We start from the raw sequence: 13,339 nt of genomic DNA, 5'->3' as shown, positions 1-13,339 counted from the left end.
ATGCCGCAAAAAGAGGTTTCAGGCACCTTAATGCAACGTGGCGTGTGATTTAGCACGCGGAGTTTGGGTAGAATTAAAAAAGTGTTAATTTTACCTCAACTTTAGAAGAGGGGACTATGCAATCAGGATTAAGTTTTACCGCAATAGATTTCGAAACAGCCACAGCAAATCAGAACTCGGCTTGCGCTGTTGGGCTGGTCGTTGTTGAGCAAGGAATTATTGTGGATGAATTTTATTCTCTAATACAGCCTCCTAATAATCAGTATATGTGGCAGACTACGCGTGTACATGGTATCCGACCTAAAGACACCGCACAAGCACCTACCTTTAAAGATATATTTCCTCAGATTTATCCGCTTATTAATAATCGCATTATGGTCGCACATAACGAGCTTTTTGATCGCGGGGTGCTTCGCAAAACCATGAATTATTACAATTTACCTTACGACCAACTTGGTTTGCAGGAAAAATGGGAATGTACCTTTAAAATTTACCAAGGGAAAGGATTTAAACCTGCCCGTTTAAATGCCTGTTGTGAGGTACTTGGTATTGAACTTAACCACCATGAGGCACTTTCTGATGCGCGAGCTTGTGCGCACTTGTATATTCGGCATCATGAGATCGGAATGGTACTGTAAATAAACGATAATTATTGAACCAAATATCCCTCCGTTTGTTATTAGATATATCTTATCTTTGATAGATGAATACAATAAATTTTCTATTCCATTAAAATCAATGTGACTATGATGAATATTCCAGAAAAAGGGATGCGTATAGGTATTACGTTCAGTGCATTTGATCTGCTGCATGCAGGGCATATCAAAATGTTGGAAGATGCAAAAAGGCAATGTGACTATTTGATTTGTGGATTGCAGACAGATCCGACACTTGACCGCCCAGAAAAAAATAAGCCTGTTCAGACTGTAGTCGAGCGTTATGTTCAGCTTAAAGGATGTAAATATGTGGATCAGATTGTTCCCTATGCTACCGAACAGGATCTCGAAGATATCTTACGTTCCTTTAATATTGATGTACGGATAGTCGGTGATGAATACCGCGAGAAGAACTTTACCGGGAGAGCATACTGCGAAGAGAAAGGTATCGAGCTTTATTTTAATAGCCGAGATCACCGTTTCTCCAGCTCTGGCTTACGTCGGATTGTGGCAGATGCCAGCACAGAACATGAACCTGCGCTAAAAACTATCTAATGCACGCGCATCAACTTTTTAAGAACAGATTGTAAGATGAAAATTGGAATTACCTTTGGCGTGTTTGACTTACTGCACGCTGGCCATATTATGATGCTTGAAGAAGCAAAAAGAAATTGCGATTACCTGATTGTCGGTTTAAATACGGATCCATCAGAAGTCTTTCCCGAGAAAGCAAAACCAACACAGACCATTGTAGAACGTTATGTACAGTTGGAAGGCTGCCGTTATGTGAATGAAATTATCCCCTATGAGACCGAGCAGGATTTGATTGATATCATCAAAGCCTTTCCGATTGATATCCGTATTATCGGTGAGGAATATCGCGATAAAGATTTTTCGGGGCGCTCTTATTGTGTGGAGGAAAATATCGATATCTATTATAATAAACGCACACACCGTTTTTCCAGTGCAGGCTTGCGCCGGGTGGTTGCTGAAAAAGAAAGTGAGAAAAAATAAAGATTATGAGCAATATTATACATGTTGTTTTAACCGGAGGTGTAGGGAGCCGTCTATGGCCGCTTTCGCGAAAAAGTTACCCGAAGCAATATCTTTCGCTATTTAAGGATGGATCATTGTTTGAAATGACCGTAAAGCGCAATCAAACGTTGTGTGGGCAGGTGATTGTCGTTGGAAATCGCGACAATCATACCTTGAGTAGAGAGGTAATGGAAAACAATAAGATTGATTACATCGATATTGTTGAAGCAACCCCGCGCAATACGGCTGCTGCAATTGCCTTTGCTGCCTTTGCGGCGCAACCAGACGATATTTTGGTGGTTACACCGTCTGATCATGTCATTGTGGGTGATGAAGCGTATGCTGCGGCCATAAAAGAGGGCGTTGAAAAAGCGAATAAGGGCTATATCGTTACCTTTGGGATTCAGCCAACCCGACCTGAAACCGGGTATGGCTATATAGAATATAAGGAGGACAAAGTATTGTCTTTCCGTGAGAAGCCAAACCAGGATACGGCAGAGGATTTTATTGAACGTGGCAATTTTCTTTGGAATTCGGGCATGTTCTGTTTTCGGGCAGATACCTTTTTGGCCGAACTCCAAAATTTTGAGCCTAAAGTGTATGCAACGGCTTATAACGCTTGGAAGCATCGTCAAAATGGCGAGCTCGATCTTCAGCTTTCGAAAGATATTCCATCGATTTCCATTGACTATGCCGTGATGGAGCGCTCCAAGAAAATTCGCGTGGTTGCTACCAGCTTCCAATGGTCAGATTTAGGCTCTTTTGAATCGATGTACGATTACTTGAAGCAGACAGGTCACCCTGTGGATGAGAACGGTAATATGGTTATCGGTACGGATATCTATACTGCATTTGTAGGTTTGCGCGATAGTATACTTGTTCATACCAAAGATGCGATCTTGGTATTGCAAAAGGAAAAATCGCAAGATGTTAAAAAGATTTACAACACGTTAGAACGTCATCAGTCGAAGTTGATTGATTAATGGGCGCCATTATTTTCAATTTTCGAATTATACGCCCGTTTTTTTGTCAATTAGTTGAGCTAGCATAACAGCTGAAATCACTAAAAGGCCTGTTCCTCGGATAGGCCTTTTTTGCCCTTTTAAGGTCTGATTTGTAATTGTCCCCTTTTTGTCCCCGTCCCATTTTCGTGTGCTATAGACGATTACCTTATTTTTGGGTTCACCTATTCCTATTCATTAACTATTTTATTATGGCAACTTTTATAGCACTTACGGTACTTGTTTTGAGTTCCATTTATCTAATCTTAAAGACAAAACAAAAACAAAAGCAAAAGCTCTTTAACGAGGCTGTTTCGATGGAGGTCAATTACCTGTTTCAGGACAGACCGGGGCAGTATAGCGGCGACTATCGGACAAAAAGTGGCGTCTTTGTCTTTCGTACGGAACCCAAAGACAACGCACTTAAAAATTTGGTGATCAAAGAGGTCAAACCCAGTCATCCTGCTTTGCTTGTCAATCTGGAGCAGATTGTGGTGGTGCCTTTTGAAAAGAAAAAAGAAGGGAAATCAGACGTATCCGTCCGCTTTAAATTGCTCAAAAAGAAAGGAGAACTCAGCACCTTGGAAGGAAAAGGAATCCGCGTATCGGGTGTGTTGAATTTTGGAAAAAGTAAACCAAAAACATTCAGTACCGTATTGAAGATCGGGGAGCTTTATCAATCCAAAGATCCACTTGATCAGACGACATAATTTGCGTAATTCTTATTTTATGGGAAAGGGTTTGCTTCATTGCAAACCCTTATTTTTTTATCTCAAAATTTAAGCAGATGCTGATGTTCGATCGCCCAAGATAATAGGGCATTATTTTCTTCATTGAGATCAAGTTTTCGGCAGATGCGGTGTCTTGTATTTTTGATGGTATATGGACTGAGGAATAATGATTCGGCAATATATTTGGTGGTATGTCGGAGCGCAATGAGTTTAAGAATATTTAACTCGGCCGGTGTCAACGTCTTCAGCTTTTCCACGGCCTGATTTTTATCCTTTTGTTGCTGCAGGCGCTGGATCACCATATGCGTGCCTGCATAAAGGCGATTTTCTCCCAATGGCTTAATGATATAGTTTTCTGGACAGAGGGCAGCTGCGCGATCTATGCTACCTTTGGATTGATAAGAAGTGATAAAGATTAGACTGAAATGCTTCGTTGCTGTATATTTCTCCATTAATTCAATACCATCCAGCCGGTCGTTGAGCTGTATATCGCAGAGCACCAAATCGGGTGTGTTTTGTTCCATATACTGATCCACTTCATCCACAGTAAGTGCAATGTGCAGCTCCAGACCGGTGTAAAGTGAATGCAATTGATATTCAATAAATCGGGCAATGATCATTTCGTCTTCTACAATTAATACTTTTAGGCTCATATGATATTGTTAAATTCAAATAAATATTTAAATCCGTTTTCCGGATGAATGGTCACCGTTCCTTTGATCTGCCTAGTCAGGTCCTTTACGAGGCCAATTCCGAAGGAAGTTGTAGGTGCAGGAGCTTTCGCACCGACGCCATTATCCTCAAACCGCATGGTCGTTCCCCATTCATTTTTGAGTATACTCAAGTAAATCGCCGGCGAATCGACTCTACCCTTCGGAAAAGCATACTTATAGCTATTTGTCAAAAGCTCCGTAATGATGAGCGCCAAGGGAATAGAGGTTTGGGTGGTGACCAGCCAGTCTCGGGTAACATCAACCTGAATTGCTATTGTTTCTTCGGGATCATGCATTTGTCTCAAGTAGTTAACAGTTTCCGCTACTAAAATATTCAGTTTCAGCTGACTATTCTGATTGTACACCAGCAACTGGTTTACCAGCATCATGGCATGTATTCGGTCCTGCATGGACTGTATGGGCTGCATATTTTGGTTGCCATGATCGGAGCGGCACAGGCTCCCTAAACTATACAGAAGCTGGAGGTTGTTTTTAACCCGATGGTTGACCTCATCAATGAGGGTTTCGATATAATGGTTTTTCTGAAGCAGTTGAATCTGCTGCTCATAGAGGGCATCATTGGCTTTTTTGAGCTCTGCTGTCCGCTCCAGTACAATGGTTTCGGTGGTTTGGTGATGTTCCAGTTCTGACTTGCGTATTTTCAGCCGAATGCCGATCAAGAGGATCATGGTGATGCATAAAACAAAAAACTGCGTCATGATAGACACATATTGGATAGACTGTTCTTTCAAGATCAATCCACAATAAATCAGTATGCTGACGCCGATGACGAGAAAAATTACCGAGTAGATCAGGAAGCGCTGCATCCTGTCTATCTTTTTCCAAAGCGATATGAATAAGTTCGAAAAGAAGAGGACATATACCACGCCGACAAAGAGGTTAATCGAATTGCTCTGTTTAAAATTGGCGAAACAATAGTTATTGATAAAGTTGAATATAGACGTCATTACGACCAGCAGAATGAGCCCAAGCATCAGCTTATAATATTGGGGGCTTATTTTCTTGAGATTTAAGAAGGCAATTGTCAACAGTGAGAAGCTAATCCCCGCCAGATTTCTAAATACCGATACCAGGCTCCACCCAAGTTGCGGATTATTGGGAAAGAAAATGTCTATAAATTGATTTTGCAGCCCATAACTATAAAATCCGATAAATAGTAAAAAGCAAAAGATCCAGATATAAGGCCTATAGCGCGAAACGAGCCATGCAAAAGCTATGTACAGTAGCAATACAATAATGGCTCCCTCCATAAAAGCATGGGTAAGATTGATGCCTTGCACTTTCTTCAGGTAGTCCTTCAGTGTTTGTAAGCGGAAGTCATAAAACGGGGTATAACCTTTAATGTGCTTGACCCGCAGTAAAATGGTATAAACCTTCTTGCTGTCTAAATGAATATTAAAATGGTCACGCCCTCCTTTAGGGGATAGCGTTGCTTTTCTACGAAATAAGCCGGCGCTCCTTCGCTCGATGATTTGTCCTTCCATACCGATGAGCACCATGTCGACGAACGTTAGGTTATCAAATGACAGCACATAATCGCCCGTTAAGGCATTTTCATCCAGGGAAATTATCTTTTTTAACCAATAGCTATTTTTATCCTGGCTTTTTGCCGGTTTGAATTGTGCGAGCGGTTTGAACAGTTGTTTATTGGTGTAATAATAGATGGGATCGGTTTGGTTTTCTTTTTTCTGGGCGATGACTATAGGAGATTCACTGGCCATATAGGTGCTTTGAATAGCCCTATTATGTGAGACGATTGCTTCCATCCCATAGTGAGTGGCGATTATGCTCAACAGCAGTAATAGGATGATTATAATGTTTGGTCTCATATAGCAAAACAAAATTGCATTATTTTTCAATAAATAATAAGGTTTTATTTTCCTAATTGTAAATAAGACCCTAGGGTCTCTATTTTGGGGGGTATTTAGTGTTTATTTTTGCTTTCCGCATTTAATATTAGAAAGAATGCAGACCATATGTTGATTCCGATCCAGTATTTATTCGATTATGATTTACTTATATATAGCTCTGTTAGCTGCGACTATGTTTGCCCTATTTAAGTTTTTTGCTTCAGGAAAGAAGCCAGATGATGTCTCGTTAAGTGTTTACTACCGTTTTCAGGAACATCCGGGACAGTATAGCGGGAGGCTCAGTTCTACCCATGGCGCGTTGGTGTTTCGAGCCGAGCGATTTCAGGATGACGTGCTTCATATTGTGGTCAAAGATGTCCGCTCTACCGATTCCAACGTGGAGGTAAAATTACAACAGGTCCTTGTTTTGCCATTTAAAATAAATGAGGATACTTCTTCCGAAGTCTCGGTACGTTTTCGTGTGGCTTCTGATAAAGCCCGACATTACGATTTGACAAATTATAAGGTCAAGATTCATGCCGTGATCAATTATAAAAATGGCGAGAAGAAAGCCTTTAGTACAACACTTCCTATGATGGGTGTTTATCATATTCATCCCGAACAGTCGGGAGATACGATTAATAAGTAATTTACGTGTTTTTATTCCATATTACATACCTATTTAACTCGAAGGGACCCTGCTTGCCGGGGTTTCTTTATTTAAATGATGATGTTCCACGTGGATTTACACCATGCTCAGGTACTGAAATTTCTTTTTAACGGCTAATTCGCAGCATATTCCTATCTTTAACGGTATAAAGCTAGGGAAGAAAAAAAGCAAAATTGATAAATAATTGTTTGAGCTGGAATATATGAAAGAAATAAAAAAGATAGCTTGCATTGGAGCAGGGTACGTCGGTGGGCCAACGATGTCTGTGATTGCACAGAAAAACCCAAATATTCAGGTTACCGTTGTTGACTTAAATCAGCAACGTATTGATGCGTGGAATAGTGAAGATCTTGCGCAACTTCCGATATATGAGCCGGGGCTAGATGCGGTGGTGGCAGAAGCGCGCGGAAGGAATCTTTTTTTTTCGACCGATGTTGAAAAGGCGATCGACGAAGCCGATATGATTTTTATATCCGTCAATACGCCCACCAAAAACTATGGTAAAGGCAAGGGGCAGGCTGCAGATTTAAAATATATCGAATTGTGTGCGCGGCAGATTGCCCAAGTGGCCAAAGGGGACAAGATAGTTGTCGAAAAATCGACCCTTCCTGTCCGTACCGCTGCGGCGTTAAAGAGTATTTTGCATGATACGGGCAATGGGGTGAATTTTGATATTCTATCCAATCCGGAATTTTTGGCCGAGGGAACAGCTGTAGCAGATCTATACCATCCCGATCGCGTATTGATCGGTGGGGAGAGTGAAGAAGCGATTCAGGCGCTTGTGCAGATTTATCAATCGTGGGTGCCGCAAGAGCGTATACTCACCACAAATCTATGGTCTTCCGAATTGTCAAAATTGGTGGCCAATGCTTTTCTAGCGCAACGGGTTTCTTCGATTAATGCCATATCCGAGCTGTGCGAAGTGACAGGTGCCAATGTCGATGAAGTATCGCGCGCCATTGGACACGATAGCCGTATTGGCCCTAAGTTTTTAAAAGCATCGGTGGGTTTTGGTGGATCCTGTTTTCAGAAGGATATTCTCAATCTGGTCTATATTGCGCGAAGCTATAACTTGACCGCTGTTGCCGATTATTGGGAGCAGGTAATTATTTTAAACGATCATCAGAAACAACGCTTTGCTGAAAAAATTATTCAGACCATGTACAATACGGTCAATGGGAAGAAGATTGCCTTTTTGGGCTGGGCTTTTAAGAAAGACACCAACGATACGCGCGAGTCTGCTGCAATATACGTAGCCGATCACTTGCTGGATGAGGAAGCGCAGCTTGTGGTGTATGATCCGAAGGTGAGTGCAGAGCAGATTTATAAAGACCTGGATTATTTAAAAACGCGATCTTCGGAAGAAAATCGCCGTTTAGTAGCCGTGGTCAACGACCCTTATGAGGCGTTGCAAGATGCGCATGCAGTGGCTGTATTGACCGAGTGGGACGAATTTAGCAGTTATGACTGGAAGCAGATCAAGCAGCTAATGAAGAAGCCTTCGTTTGTATTTGATGGGCGGAAGTTATTGAACAGTGCGCAGTTGAAAGCCTTAGGTTTTGACTATTATGCGATTGGTAGTTAGTAAATTGATGATTGTTTAATATAAATTTAATTTGATAAATAAAAGCAGATTGAGTACTTTTGTTACTCAATCTGAACTATAACCATGCTAGACACGTTAATTACATCCAAGACTCGATTAAAGTTGCTGATCAAATTTTTTGTGTCGGCAAGTAATCAGTCTCATCTACGTGGACTGGCGGAAGAGTTTCAGGAGTCAACCAATGCCATACGAAAAGAACTGAACCAACTGTCCGAAGCGGGCTATTTAGAAAAGAGTACAGCTAAAAATAAAATACTATACCGTGCCAATACAAAACATTCGTTGTTTGCCCCTCTTCAAAAATTAATTCATACCTATTTGGGGATTGATGACATTATCGATCATATCCTAGGTAAAGCGGGCGATATACAGGAAGTTAGTTTGGTTGGCGACTATGCGGAGGGCATAGATTCGGGGAAAATAGAAGTATTAATTTTGGGTGAAAACCTAAATCAGGCATATTTATTGCTGTTAGCGGACAAGGTTGGAAAAAAATTGGGAAAGCAGGTCAATCTTTCTTTTCAGAAGACTAGTGAAGAACAACGTTATATTATTTTATATACAAATCATTCTACTATATAATTACGTCAAAAGATGAGTAAAATATTAATCACCGGTGGGGCCGGTTTTATAGGTTCAAATCTCTTAGAGCATTTTTTAGGTAAAAACCATCACGTGGTGGTGTTGGACAATTTTGCTACAGGTCATCGTCACAATATTGCGCAGCACGCAGACAATCCGAATTTTACCTTAATTGAAGGCGATATTCGGAACAATGAAGATTGCCAAAAAGCTGTTGAAGGGGTGGACTATGTATTGCATCAGGCCGCTTTGGGATCCGTTCCACGTTCGATTAAAGATCCACAAACTTCCAATGAGGTCAATGTTACAGGTTTTTTAAATATGTTGGTTGCAGCGCGCGATGCTGGGGTAAAGCGTTTTATCTATGCTGCCTCTTCGTCTACGTATGGTGATTCTGCGAGTCTTCCAAAAGTGGAAGATGTGATTGGTAAGCCATTATCTCCCTATGCCATTACCAAATACGTCAATGAATTATATGCAGATATTTTTTCTAAGACCTACGGTTTGGAGACGATTGGTTTGCGCTATTTTAATGTATTTGGCCGACGTCAGGACCCAAATGGTGCCTATGCTGCAGTGATCCCATTATTTGTAAAGAAATTTATGAACCACGAGAGTCCTGTGATAAACGGAGCTGGTGATTATTCACGTGATTTTACCTATGTCGATAATGTGATCCAGATGAATGAGCGTGCAATGACAACAACCAATCCAGATGCCATCAATACGGTGTATAACACGGCTGTTGGCGACCGTACCACCTTAAATCAACTGGTCGGGTATCTAAAAGAATTTTTAACCGAATACGATGCTAAAATTGCGAAGGTAGAGATTGTTCATGGACCGAATAGACAAGGAGACATTCCACATTCGTTGGCTTCCATTGACAAAGCACGTCAATTACTGGGCTATGAACCTACTCATGTGATCCGTGAAGGTCTTAAAGAGGCGGTCAAGTGGTATTGGGAAAATTTAAAATAATTTATTTCATTTGAACCTGATGTCAAGATACCCTAATTATTCCGTTGCTTGGAAATATATTAAAAGTGATTATGTAAGATACGGAAAGACTGTATCCTCAATTAAAATAATTCTTAACGGATTATTTGTTATTAATCATTGTTTTGGATATTCATTCTGGTTCCGCCTTTGTAAAGTAAGAGGGATTTTATATCCTCTAGCAAAATTCATGCACTGGCGTTTATCACGTCGATATGGGATCCAAATACCTCCAGCAACTACAATTGGGTATGGGTTTTATATTGGACATGGAATTGGTGTCGTAATAAACCCTTCTGCTATTATAGGTAATAATGTTAATGTCAGTCAATTTACCACTATTGGTGCTCATGGACAAGCTGCGAAAATAGGTAACAATGTGTATATAGGACCGTCTGTATGCATAGTTAACGATGTAGTTATCGGTGATAATTCGTCGATTGGGGCTGGCGCAGTAGTGATTAAAGATATTCCTGGCAATGCAACTGTCGCAGGAGTACCAGCAAAGGTACTTAACTTCGACAATCCCGGTAGATTTGTAAATAATAAATATAAAATAGTATGAATACAAAATATAAAATAGCTGTCATTGGATTAGGCTATGTAGGTTTGCCATTAGCGAGGCTGTTTGCAACAAAATTTCCAGTATTAGGATTCGATATCAACCAAAAGCGTATTGATGAATTGCGTTCGGGTAAAGATTTAACTTTGGAAGTGGAAGACGATATTCTTCAAGCCGCATTGGTAAGTGAAAATCCATTTTCAACGAATACGACTGGTTTGTACTGTTCCAATCAATTATCGGATATTGCAGATGCAAATTTCTATGTGGTTACCGTACCCACTCCTGTCGATAAAAATAACCGTCCGGACTTGACACCATTATATAAAGCGTCAGAAACAGTCGGTAAAGTATTGAAGAAAGGCGATATTGTTGTATACGAATCTACTGTTTACCCGGGTGTTACAGAAGAAGAATGTATACCCGTATTGGAGAAAATTTCAGGCTTGAAATTTAACGAAGATTTTTTCGCTGGCTATTCGCCAGAGCGAATCAATCCAGGTGATAAACAACATACGGTTGAGAAAATCTTAAAAGTCACTTCAGGTTCTACACCTGAGATCGGAGCTGAAGTTGATGCTATTTATAAAGAAGTGATTACGGCAGGTACTCACTTGGCACCGTGTATTAAAGTTGCTGAAGCCGCTAAAGTGATTGAAAATTCACAACGTGATATCAATATTGCCTTTGTCAATGAATTGGCAAAGATCTTTAATATTTTGAATATCGATACACATGCTGTTTTAGAAGCGGCGGGCACAAAATGGAACTTTTTACCTTTTAAACCAGGATTGGTAGGTGGTCATTGTATTGGTGTAGATCCTTACTATTTGGCTCAGAAAGCCCAAGAACATGGCTACCACCCTGAGATTATTTTGGCTGGACGTCGTTTGAACGATTCGATGGGCGAATATGTAGCTTCTCAGGTTGTTAAATGTATGATCAAGAAAGGAATTAATGTTAATGGGGCTCAAGTATTAATGCTTGGCGTAACATTTAAAGAGAATTGTCCTGATGTTCGCAATACGAAGATTGTAGATGTAATCCGTGCTTTAGAAGATTATGGAATTCAAGTAACAACATATGATCATTGGGCAAATCCTGCTGAAGTACATCACGAATACGGTATTGAAAGTACAACTGATTTGCCAAAGGCAAAATTTGATGCTATTGTATTGGGAGTAGCACATCAAGAGTTCTTGAATTTGAAACTTGATGACCTTAAAAAAGAGAATGCTGTTGTTTATGATGTTAAAGGCGTTATTTCTGATTTAGCTGATTCCCGTTTGTAGAGTATTGTGATGGACAAAACGATTATCATAACTGGAGGAGCAGGCTTCATAGGTTCGCATGTGGTTCGTGAATTTGTATTGAAGTATCCTAATTACAGAATAGTGAATCTTGATGCATTAACCTATGCAGGCAATTTAGCTAATCTAAGGGATATCGAGCAGCTTCCGAATTATACGTTTGTAAAAGTTGATATTACCGACGCAGAGAAAGTTTTAGCTACTTTTAAAGAGTACCACCCTGATGGAGTTATTCATTTAGCGGCGGAATCACATGTAGATCGGTCGATTACAGATCCGTTAGCATTTGTAATGACGAATGTCATTGGAACCGTCAATCTATTAAATGCAGCGCGAGATATTTGGAAAGATAACTTCGAAGGTAAGCGGTTCCATCATGTATCTACAGATGAAGTCTATGGTACATTGGGGGAAACAGGACTATTTACCGAAGAAACCTCTTACGATCCACATTCACCTTATTCCGCTTCTAAGGCTTCTTCAGACCATTTTGTGCGTGCATACCATGATACATACGGCTTACCTATCGTTTTAACGAATTGTTCAAATAACTATGGGCCAAACCATTTTCCTGAAAAGCTAATTCCGCTGTGTATTCACAATATTTTAAATAATAAACCCTTACCGATATATGGTGATGGGAAATTTACCAGAGACTGGTTATTTGTGATAGACCATGCCCGAGCGATCGATTTGGTATTTCACAATGGCAAGAATGGAGACTCCTATAATGTTGGTGGCTTTAATGAATGGAAGAATATTGATTTGGTGCAAGAACTGTGTAAGCAAGTGGATGAAAAGCTTGGAAGAGCACAGGGTACTGCTGCGCAACTGATTACTTTTGTTAAAGATCGTCCGGGTCATGATTTGCGTTATGCTATTGATGCCTCGAAGATCAATCGAGAGTTGGGTTACCACCCATCCGTTACGTTTGAAGAGGGGCTTTCCAAAACTATTGATTGGTACCTAAAGAATCAGGAATGGTTAGATCAAGTCACTTCAGGAGAATATCAAAATTATTACCAACAACAATACCAGGGTTGATATGAAAGCTACAGAAACAAAATTGAAGGGCTGTTTTATCTTGGAGCCAGTAAAATACGGCGATAGTCGAGGATATTTTTTTGAGAGTTTTAATGATAAAACCTTTCGGTCGCTTACTGGTACGGATACCACATTTGTGCAAGACAATCAGTCCTTTTCTTCAAAAGGCGTTTTGAGAGGACTTCACGCGCAAAGTGGAGAACATGCACAAGCAAAATTGGTTCGCGTACTTAGCGGTAAAGTGTTGGACGTTGCGGTTGATGTCCGTCCGAATTCACCTACATTCGGTGAGTATATTGCTGTAGAGCTTTCGGAAAAAAATAATCATCAGCTTTTTATTCCTCGCGGTTTTTTACATGGATTTGTTGTCCTGAGTGATACGGCTACGTTTTTTTATAAATGTGATAACTTTTACAACAAAGAATCTGAGTGTGGAATTCACCCTTTAGATTCTACTGTTGGCGTTGATTGGCAGCTTCCCGAGGAAGAATTGATCCTTTCGGATAAGGATAAAGAAGCGCCAAGTTTCAAGGAGGTATTTGGTGCTAACTTATAAAAT

The 13,339-nt window shown here is 40.4% G+C and carries 15 protein-coding genes; 13 read left to right on the top strand and 2 right to left on the bottom strand.

Translation table 11 applies throughout. The annotated features are described in order from the left end of the window. Positions 1 to 116: 116 nt before the first annotated feature. The 5 genes from B2X72_RS13040 to B2X72_RS13020 all read left to right on the top strand — a co-directional run bounded on the left by B2X72_RS13040 (position 117) and on the right by B2X72_RS13020 (position 3,402). Entirely contained in the window at positions 117 to 638 is a 522-nt protein-coding gene (locus tag B2X72_RS13040) for a 3'-5' exonuclease (protein WP_286849826.1), read from the top strand. 108 nt (positions 639 to 746) lie between these two features. Continuing rightward, positions 747 to 1,211, top strand: coding sequence for an adenylyltransferase/cytidyltransferase family protein (locus B2X72_RS13035; protein ID WP_208734231.1), 465 nt, complete (start codon positions 747 to 749; stop codon positions 1,209 to 1,211). A gap of 36 nt (positions 1,212 to 1,247) precedes the next feature. Continuing rightward, a complete protein-coding gene (locus tag B2X72_RS13030; RefSeq protein WP_286849824.1) occupies positions 1,248 to 1,670 on the top strand; it encodes an adenylyltransferase/cytidyltransferase family protein in 423 nt (140 codons plus the stop codon). 5 nt (positions 1,671 to 1,675) lie between these two features. Continuing rightward, positions 1,676 to 2,674, top strand: a complete 999-nt coding sequence (locus B2X72_RS13025; RefSeq protein WP_145328076.1) for a mannose-1-phosphate guanylyltransferase — start codon at positions 1,676 to 1,678, stop codon at positions 2,672 to 2,674. Positions 2,675 to 2,904: 230 nt separating this feature from the next. Next, complete coding sequence (locus tag B2X72_RS13020) at positions 2,905 to 3,402, top strand: hypothetical protein (RefSeq protein WP_286849823.1); 498 nt, start codon at positions 2,905 to 2,907, stop codon at positions 3,400 to 3,402. A 62-nt stretch (positions 3,403 to 3,464) separates the two neighbouring features. On the opposite strand, the gene B2X72_RS13015 is transcribed toward B2X72_RS13020, so the two are convergent. Together B2X72_RS13015 and B2X72_RS13010 are read right to left on the bottom strand one after the other, a co-directional pair. Then, positions 3,465 to 4,076 (bottom strand): response regulator, encoded by a 612-nt coding sequence (locus B2X72_RS13015; RefSeq protein WP_286849822.1) that lies wholly within the window; start codon positions 4,074 to 4,076, stop codon positions 3,465 to 3,467. Further along, complete coding sequence (locus B2X72_RS13010; RefSeq protein WP_286849821.1) at positions 4,073 to 5,986, bottom strand: 7TM diverse intracellular signaling domain-containing protein; 1,914 nt, start codon at positions 5,984 to 5,986, stop codon at positions 4,073 to 4,075. Before B2X72_RS13010 ends, B2X72_RS13015 begins: the two co-directional genes overlap by 4 nt. A gap of 178 nt (positions 5,987 to 6,164) precedes the next feature. Between B2X72_RS13010 and B2X72_RS13005 the strand changes: the two genes are divergently transcribed. The 8 genes from B2X72_RS13005 (at position 6,165) to rfbC (ending at position 13,336) form a co-directional block, all read left to right on the top strand. Beyond that, positions 6,165 to 6,656: a hypothetical protein gene (locus B2X72_RS13005; RefSeq protein WP_286849820.1), complete on the top strand. Its 492-nt coding sequence runs from the start codon at positions 6,165 to 6,167 to the stop codon at positions 6,654 to 6,656. A 223-nt stretch (positions 6,657 to 6,879) separates the two neighbouring features. Next, the gene (locus B2X72_RS13000; protein WP_286849819.1) at positions 6,880 to 8,262 is read left to right on the top strand and encodes a nucleotide sugar dehydrogenase; all 1,383 of its coding nucleotides are present in this window, start codon (positions 6,880 to 6,882) and stop codon (positions 8,260 to 8,262) included. An 84-nt stretch (positions 8,263 to 8,346) separates the two neighbouring features. Further along, positions 8,347 to 8,865: an ArsR family transcriptional regulator gene (locus tag B2X72_RS12995; RefSeq protein WP_286849818.1), complete on the top strand. Its 519-nt coding sequence runs from the start codon at positions 8,347 to 8,349 to the stop codon at positions 8,863 to 8,865. Positions 8,866 to 8,877: 12 nt separating this feature from the next. Beyond that, the gene (locus B2X72_RS12990) at positions 8,878 to 9,846 is read left to right on the top strand and encodes an SDR family oxidoreductase (RefSeq protein WP_286849817.1); all 969 of its coding nucleotides are present in this window, start codon (positions 8,878 to 8,880) and stop codon (positions 9,844 to 9,846) included. A 19-nt stretch (positions 9,847 to 9,865) separates the two neighbouring features. Next, entirely contained in the window at positions 9,866 to 10,429 is a 564-nt protein-coding gene (locus B2X72_RS12985) for a serine O-acetyltransferase (RefSeq protein WP_286849816.1), read from the top strand. Beyond that, on the top strand, positions 10,426 to 11,718 hold the full coding sequence (locus B2X72_RS12980) for a nucleotide sugar dehydrogenase (protein WP_286849814.1): 1,293 nt from the start codon (positions 10,426 to 10,428) through the stop codon (positions 11,716 to 11,718). The genes B2X72_RS12985 and B2X72_RS12980 overlap by 4 nt, the downstream gene beginning before the upstream one ends. Before the next feature lie 9 nt (positions 11,719 to 11,727). Beyond that, positions 11,728 to 12,780: a dTDP-glucose 4,6-dehydratase gene (rfbB, locus tag B2X72_RS12975; protein ID WP_286849813.1), complete on the top strand. Its 1,053-nt coding sequence runs from the start codon at positions 11,728 to 11,730 to the stop codon at positions 12,778 to 12,780. A gap of 1 nt (position 12,781) precedes the next feature. Further along, positions 12,782 to 13,336: a dTDP-4-dehydrorhamnose 3,5-epimerase gene (rfbC, locus tag B2X72_RS12970; protein ID WP_286849812.1), complete on the top strand. Its 555-nt coding sequence runs from the start codon at positions 12,782 to 12,784 to the stop codon at positions 13,334 to 13,336. Positions 13,337 to 13,339 lie beyond the last annotated feature (3 nt).

Origin of the sequence: Sphingobacterium sp. UBA7253 (assembly GCF_002472745.1) — a bacterium.
GTDB lineage: Bacteria > Bacteroidota > Bacteroidia > Sphingobacteriales > Sphingobacteriaceae > Sphingobacterium > Sphingobacterium siyangense.
The sequence above is the reverse complement of the archived record's forward strand: the minus strand, read 5'-3'. Positions and strand labels throughout refer to the sequence as shown.

Excerpts from the sequence above, each read along its gene's own strand:
- B2X72_RS13010 (WP_286849821.1), bottom strand. The coding sequence starts at position 5,986 with ATGAGACCAAACATTATAATCATCCTATTACTGCTGTTGAGCATAATC.
- B2X72_RS13025 (WP_145328076.1), top strand. The coding sequence starts at position 1,676 with ATGAGCAATATTATACATGTTGTTTTAACCGGAGGTGTAGGGAGCCGT.
- rfbB (WP_286849813.1), top strand. The coding sequence starts at position 11,728 with ATGGACAAAACGATTATCATAACTGGAGGAGCAGGCTTCATAGGTTCG.
- B2X72_RS13020 (WP_286849823.1), top strand. The coding sequence starts at position 2,905 with ATGGCAACTTTTATAGCACTTACGGTACTTGTTTTGAGTTCCATTTAT.
- B2X72_RS13015 (WP_286849822.1), bottom strand. The coding sequence starts at position 4,076 with ATGAGCCTAAAAGTATTAATTGTAGAAGACGAAATGATCATTGCCCGA.
- B2X72_RS13005 (WP_286849820.1), top strand. The coding sequence starts at position 6,165 with ATGATTTACTTATATATAGCTCTGTTAGCTGCGACTATGTTTGCCCTA.
- B2X72_RS12985 (WP_286849816.1), top strand. The coding sequence starts at position 9,866 with ATGTCAAGATACCCTAATTATTCCGTTGCTTGGAAATATATTAAAAGT.
- B2X72_RS13030 (WP_286849824.1), top strand. The coding sequence starts at position 1,248 with ATGAAAATTGGAATTACCTTTGGCGTGTTTGACTTACTGCACGCTGGC.
- B2X72_RS12980 (WP_286849814.1), top strand. The coding sequence starts at position 10,426 with ATGAATACAAAATATAAAATAGCTGTCATTGGATTAGGCTATGTAGGT.
- B2X72_RS12990 (WP_286849817.1), top strand. The coding sequence starts at position 8,878 with ATGAGTAAAATATTAATCACCGGTGGGGCCGGTTTTATAGGTTCAAAT.
- B2X72_RS13035 (WP_208734231.1), top strand. The coding sequence starts at position 747 with ATGATGAATATTCCAGAAAAAGGGATGCGTATAGGTATTACGTTCAGT.
- rfbC (WP_286849812.1), top strand. The coding sequence starts at position 12,782 with ATGAAAGCTACAGAAACAAAATTGAAGGGCTGTTTTATCTTGGAGCCA.
- B2X72_RS12995 (WP_286849818.1), top strand. The coding sequence starts at position 8,347 with ATGCTAGACACGTTAATTACATCCAAGACTCGATTAAAGTTGCTGATC.
- B2X72_RS13040 (WP_286849826.1), top strand. The coding sequence starts at position 117 with ATGCAATCAGGATTAAGTTTTACCGCAATAGATTTCGAAACAGCCACA.
- B2X72_RS13000 (WP_286849819.1), top strand. The coding sequence starts at position 6,880 with ATGAAAGAAATAAAAAAGATAGCTTGCATTGGAGCAGGGTACGTCGGT.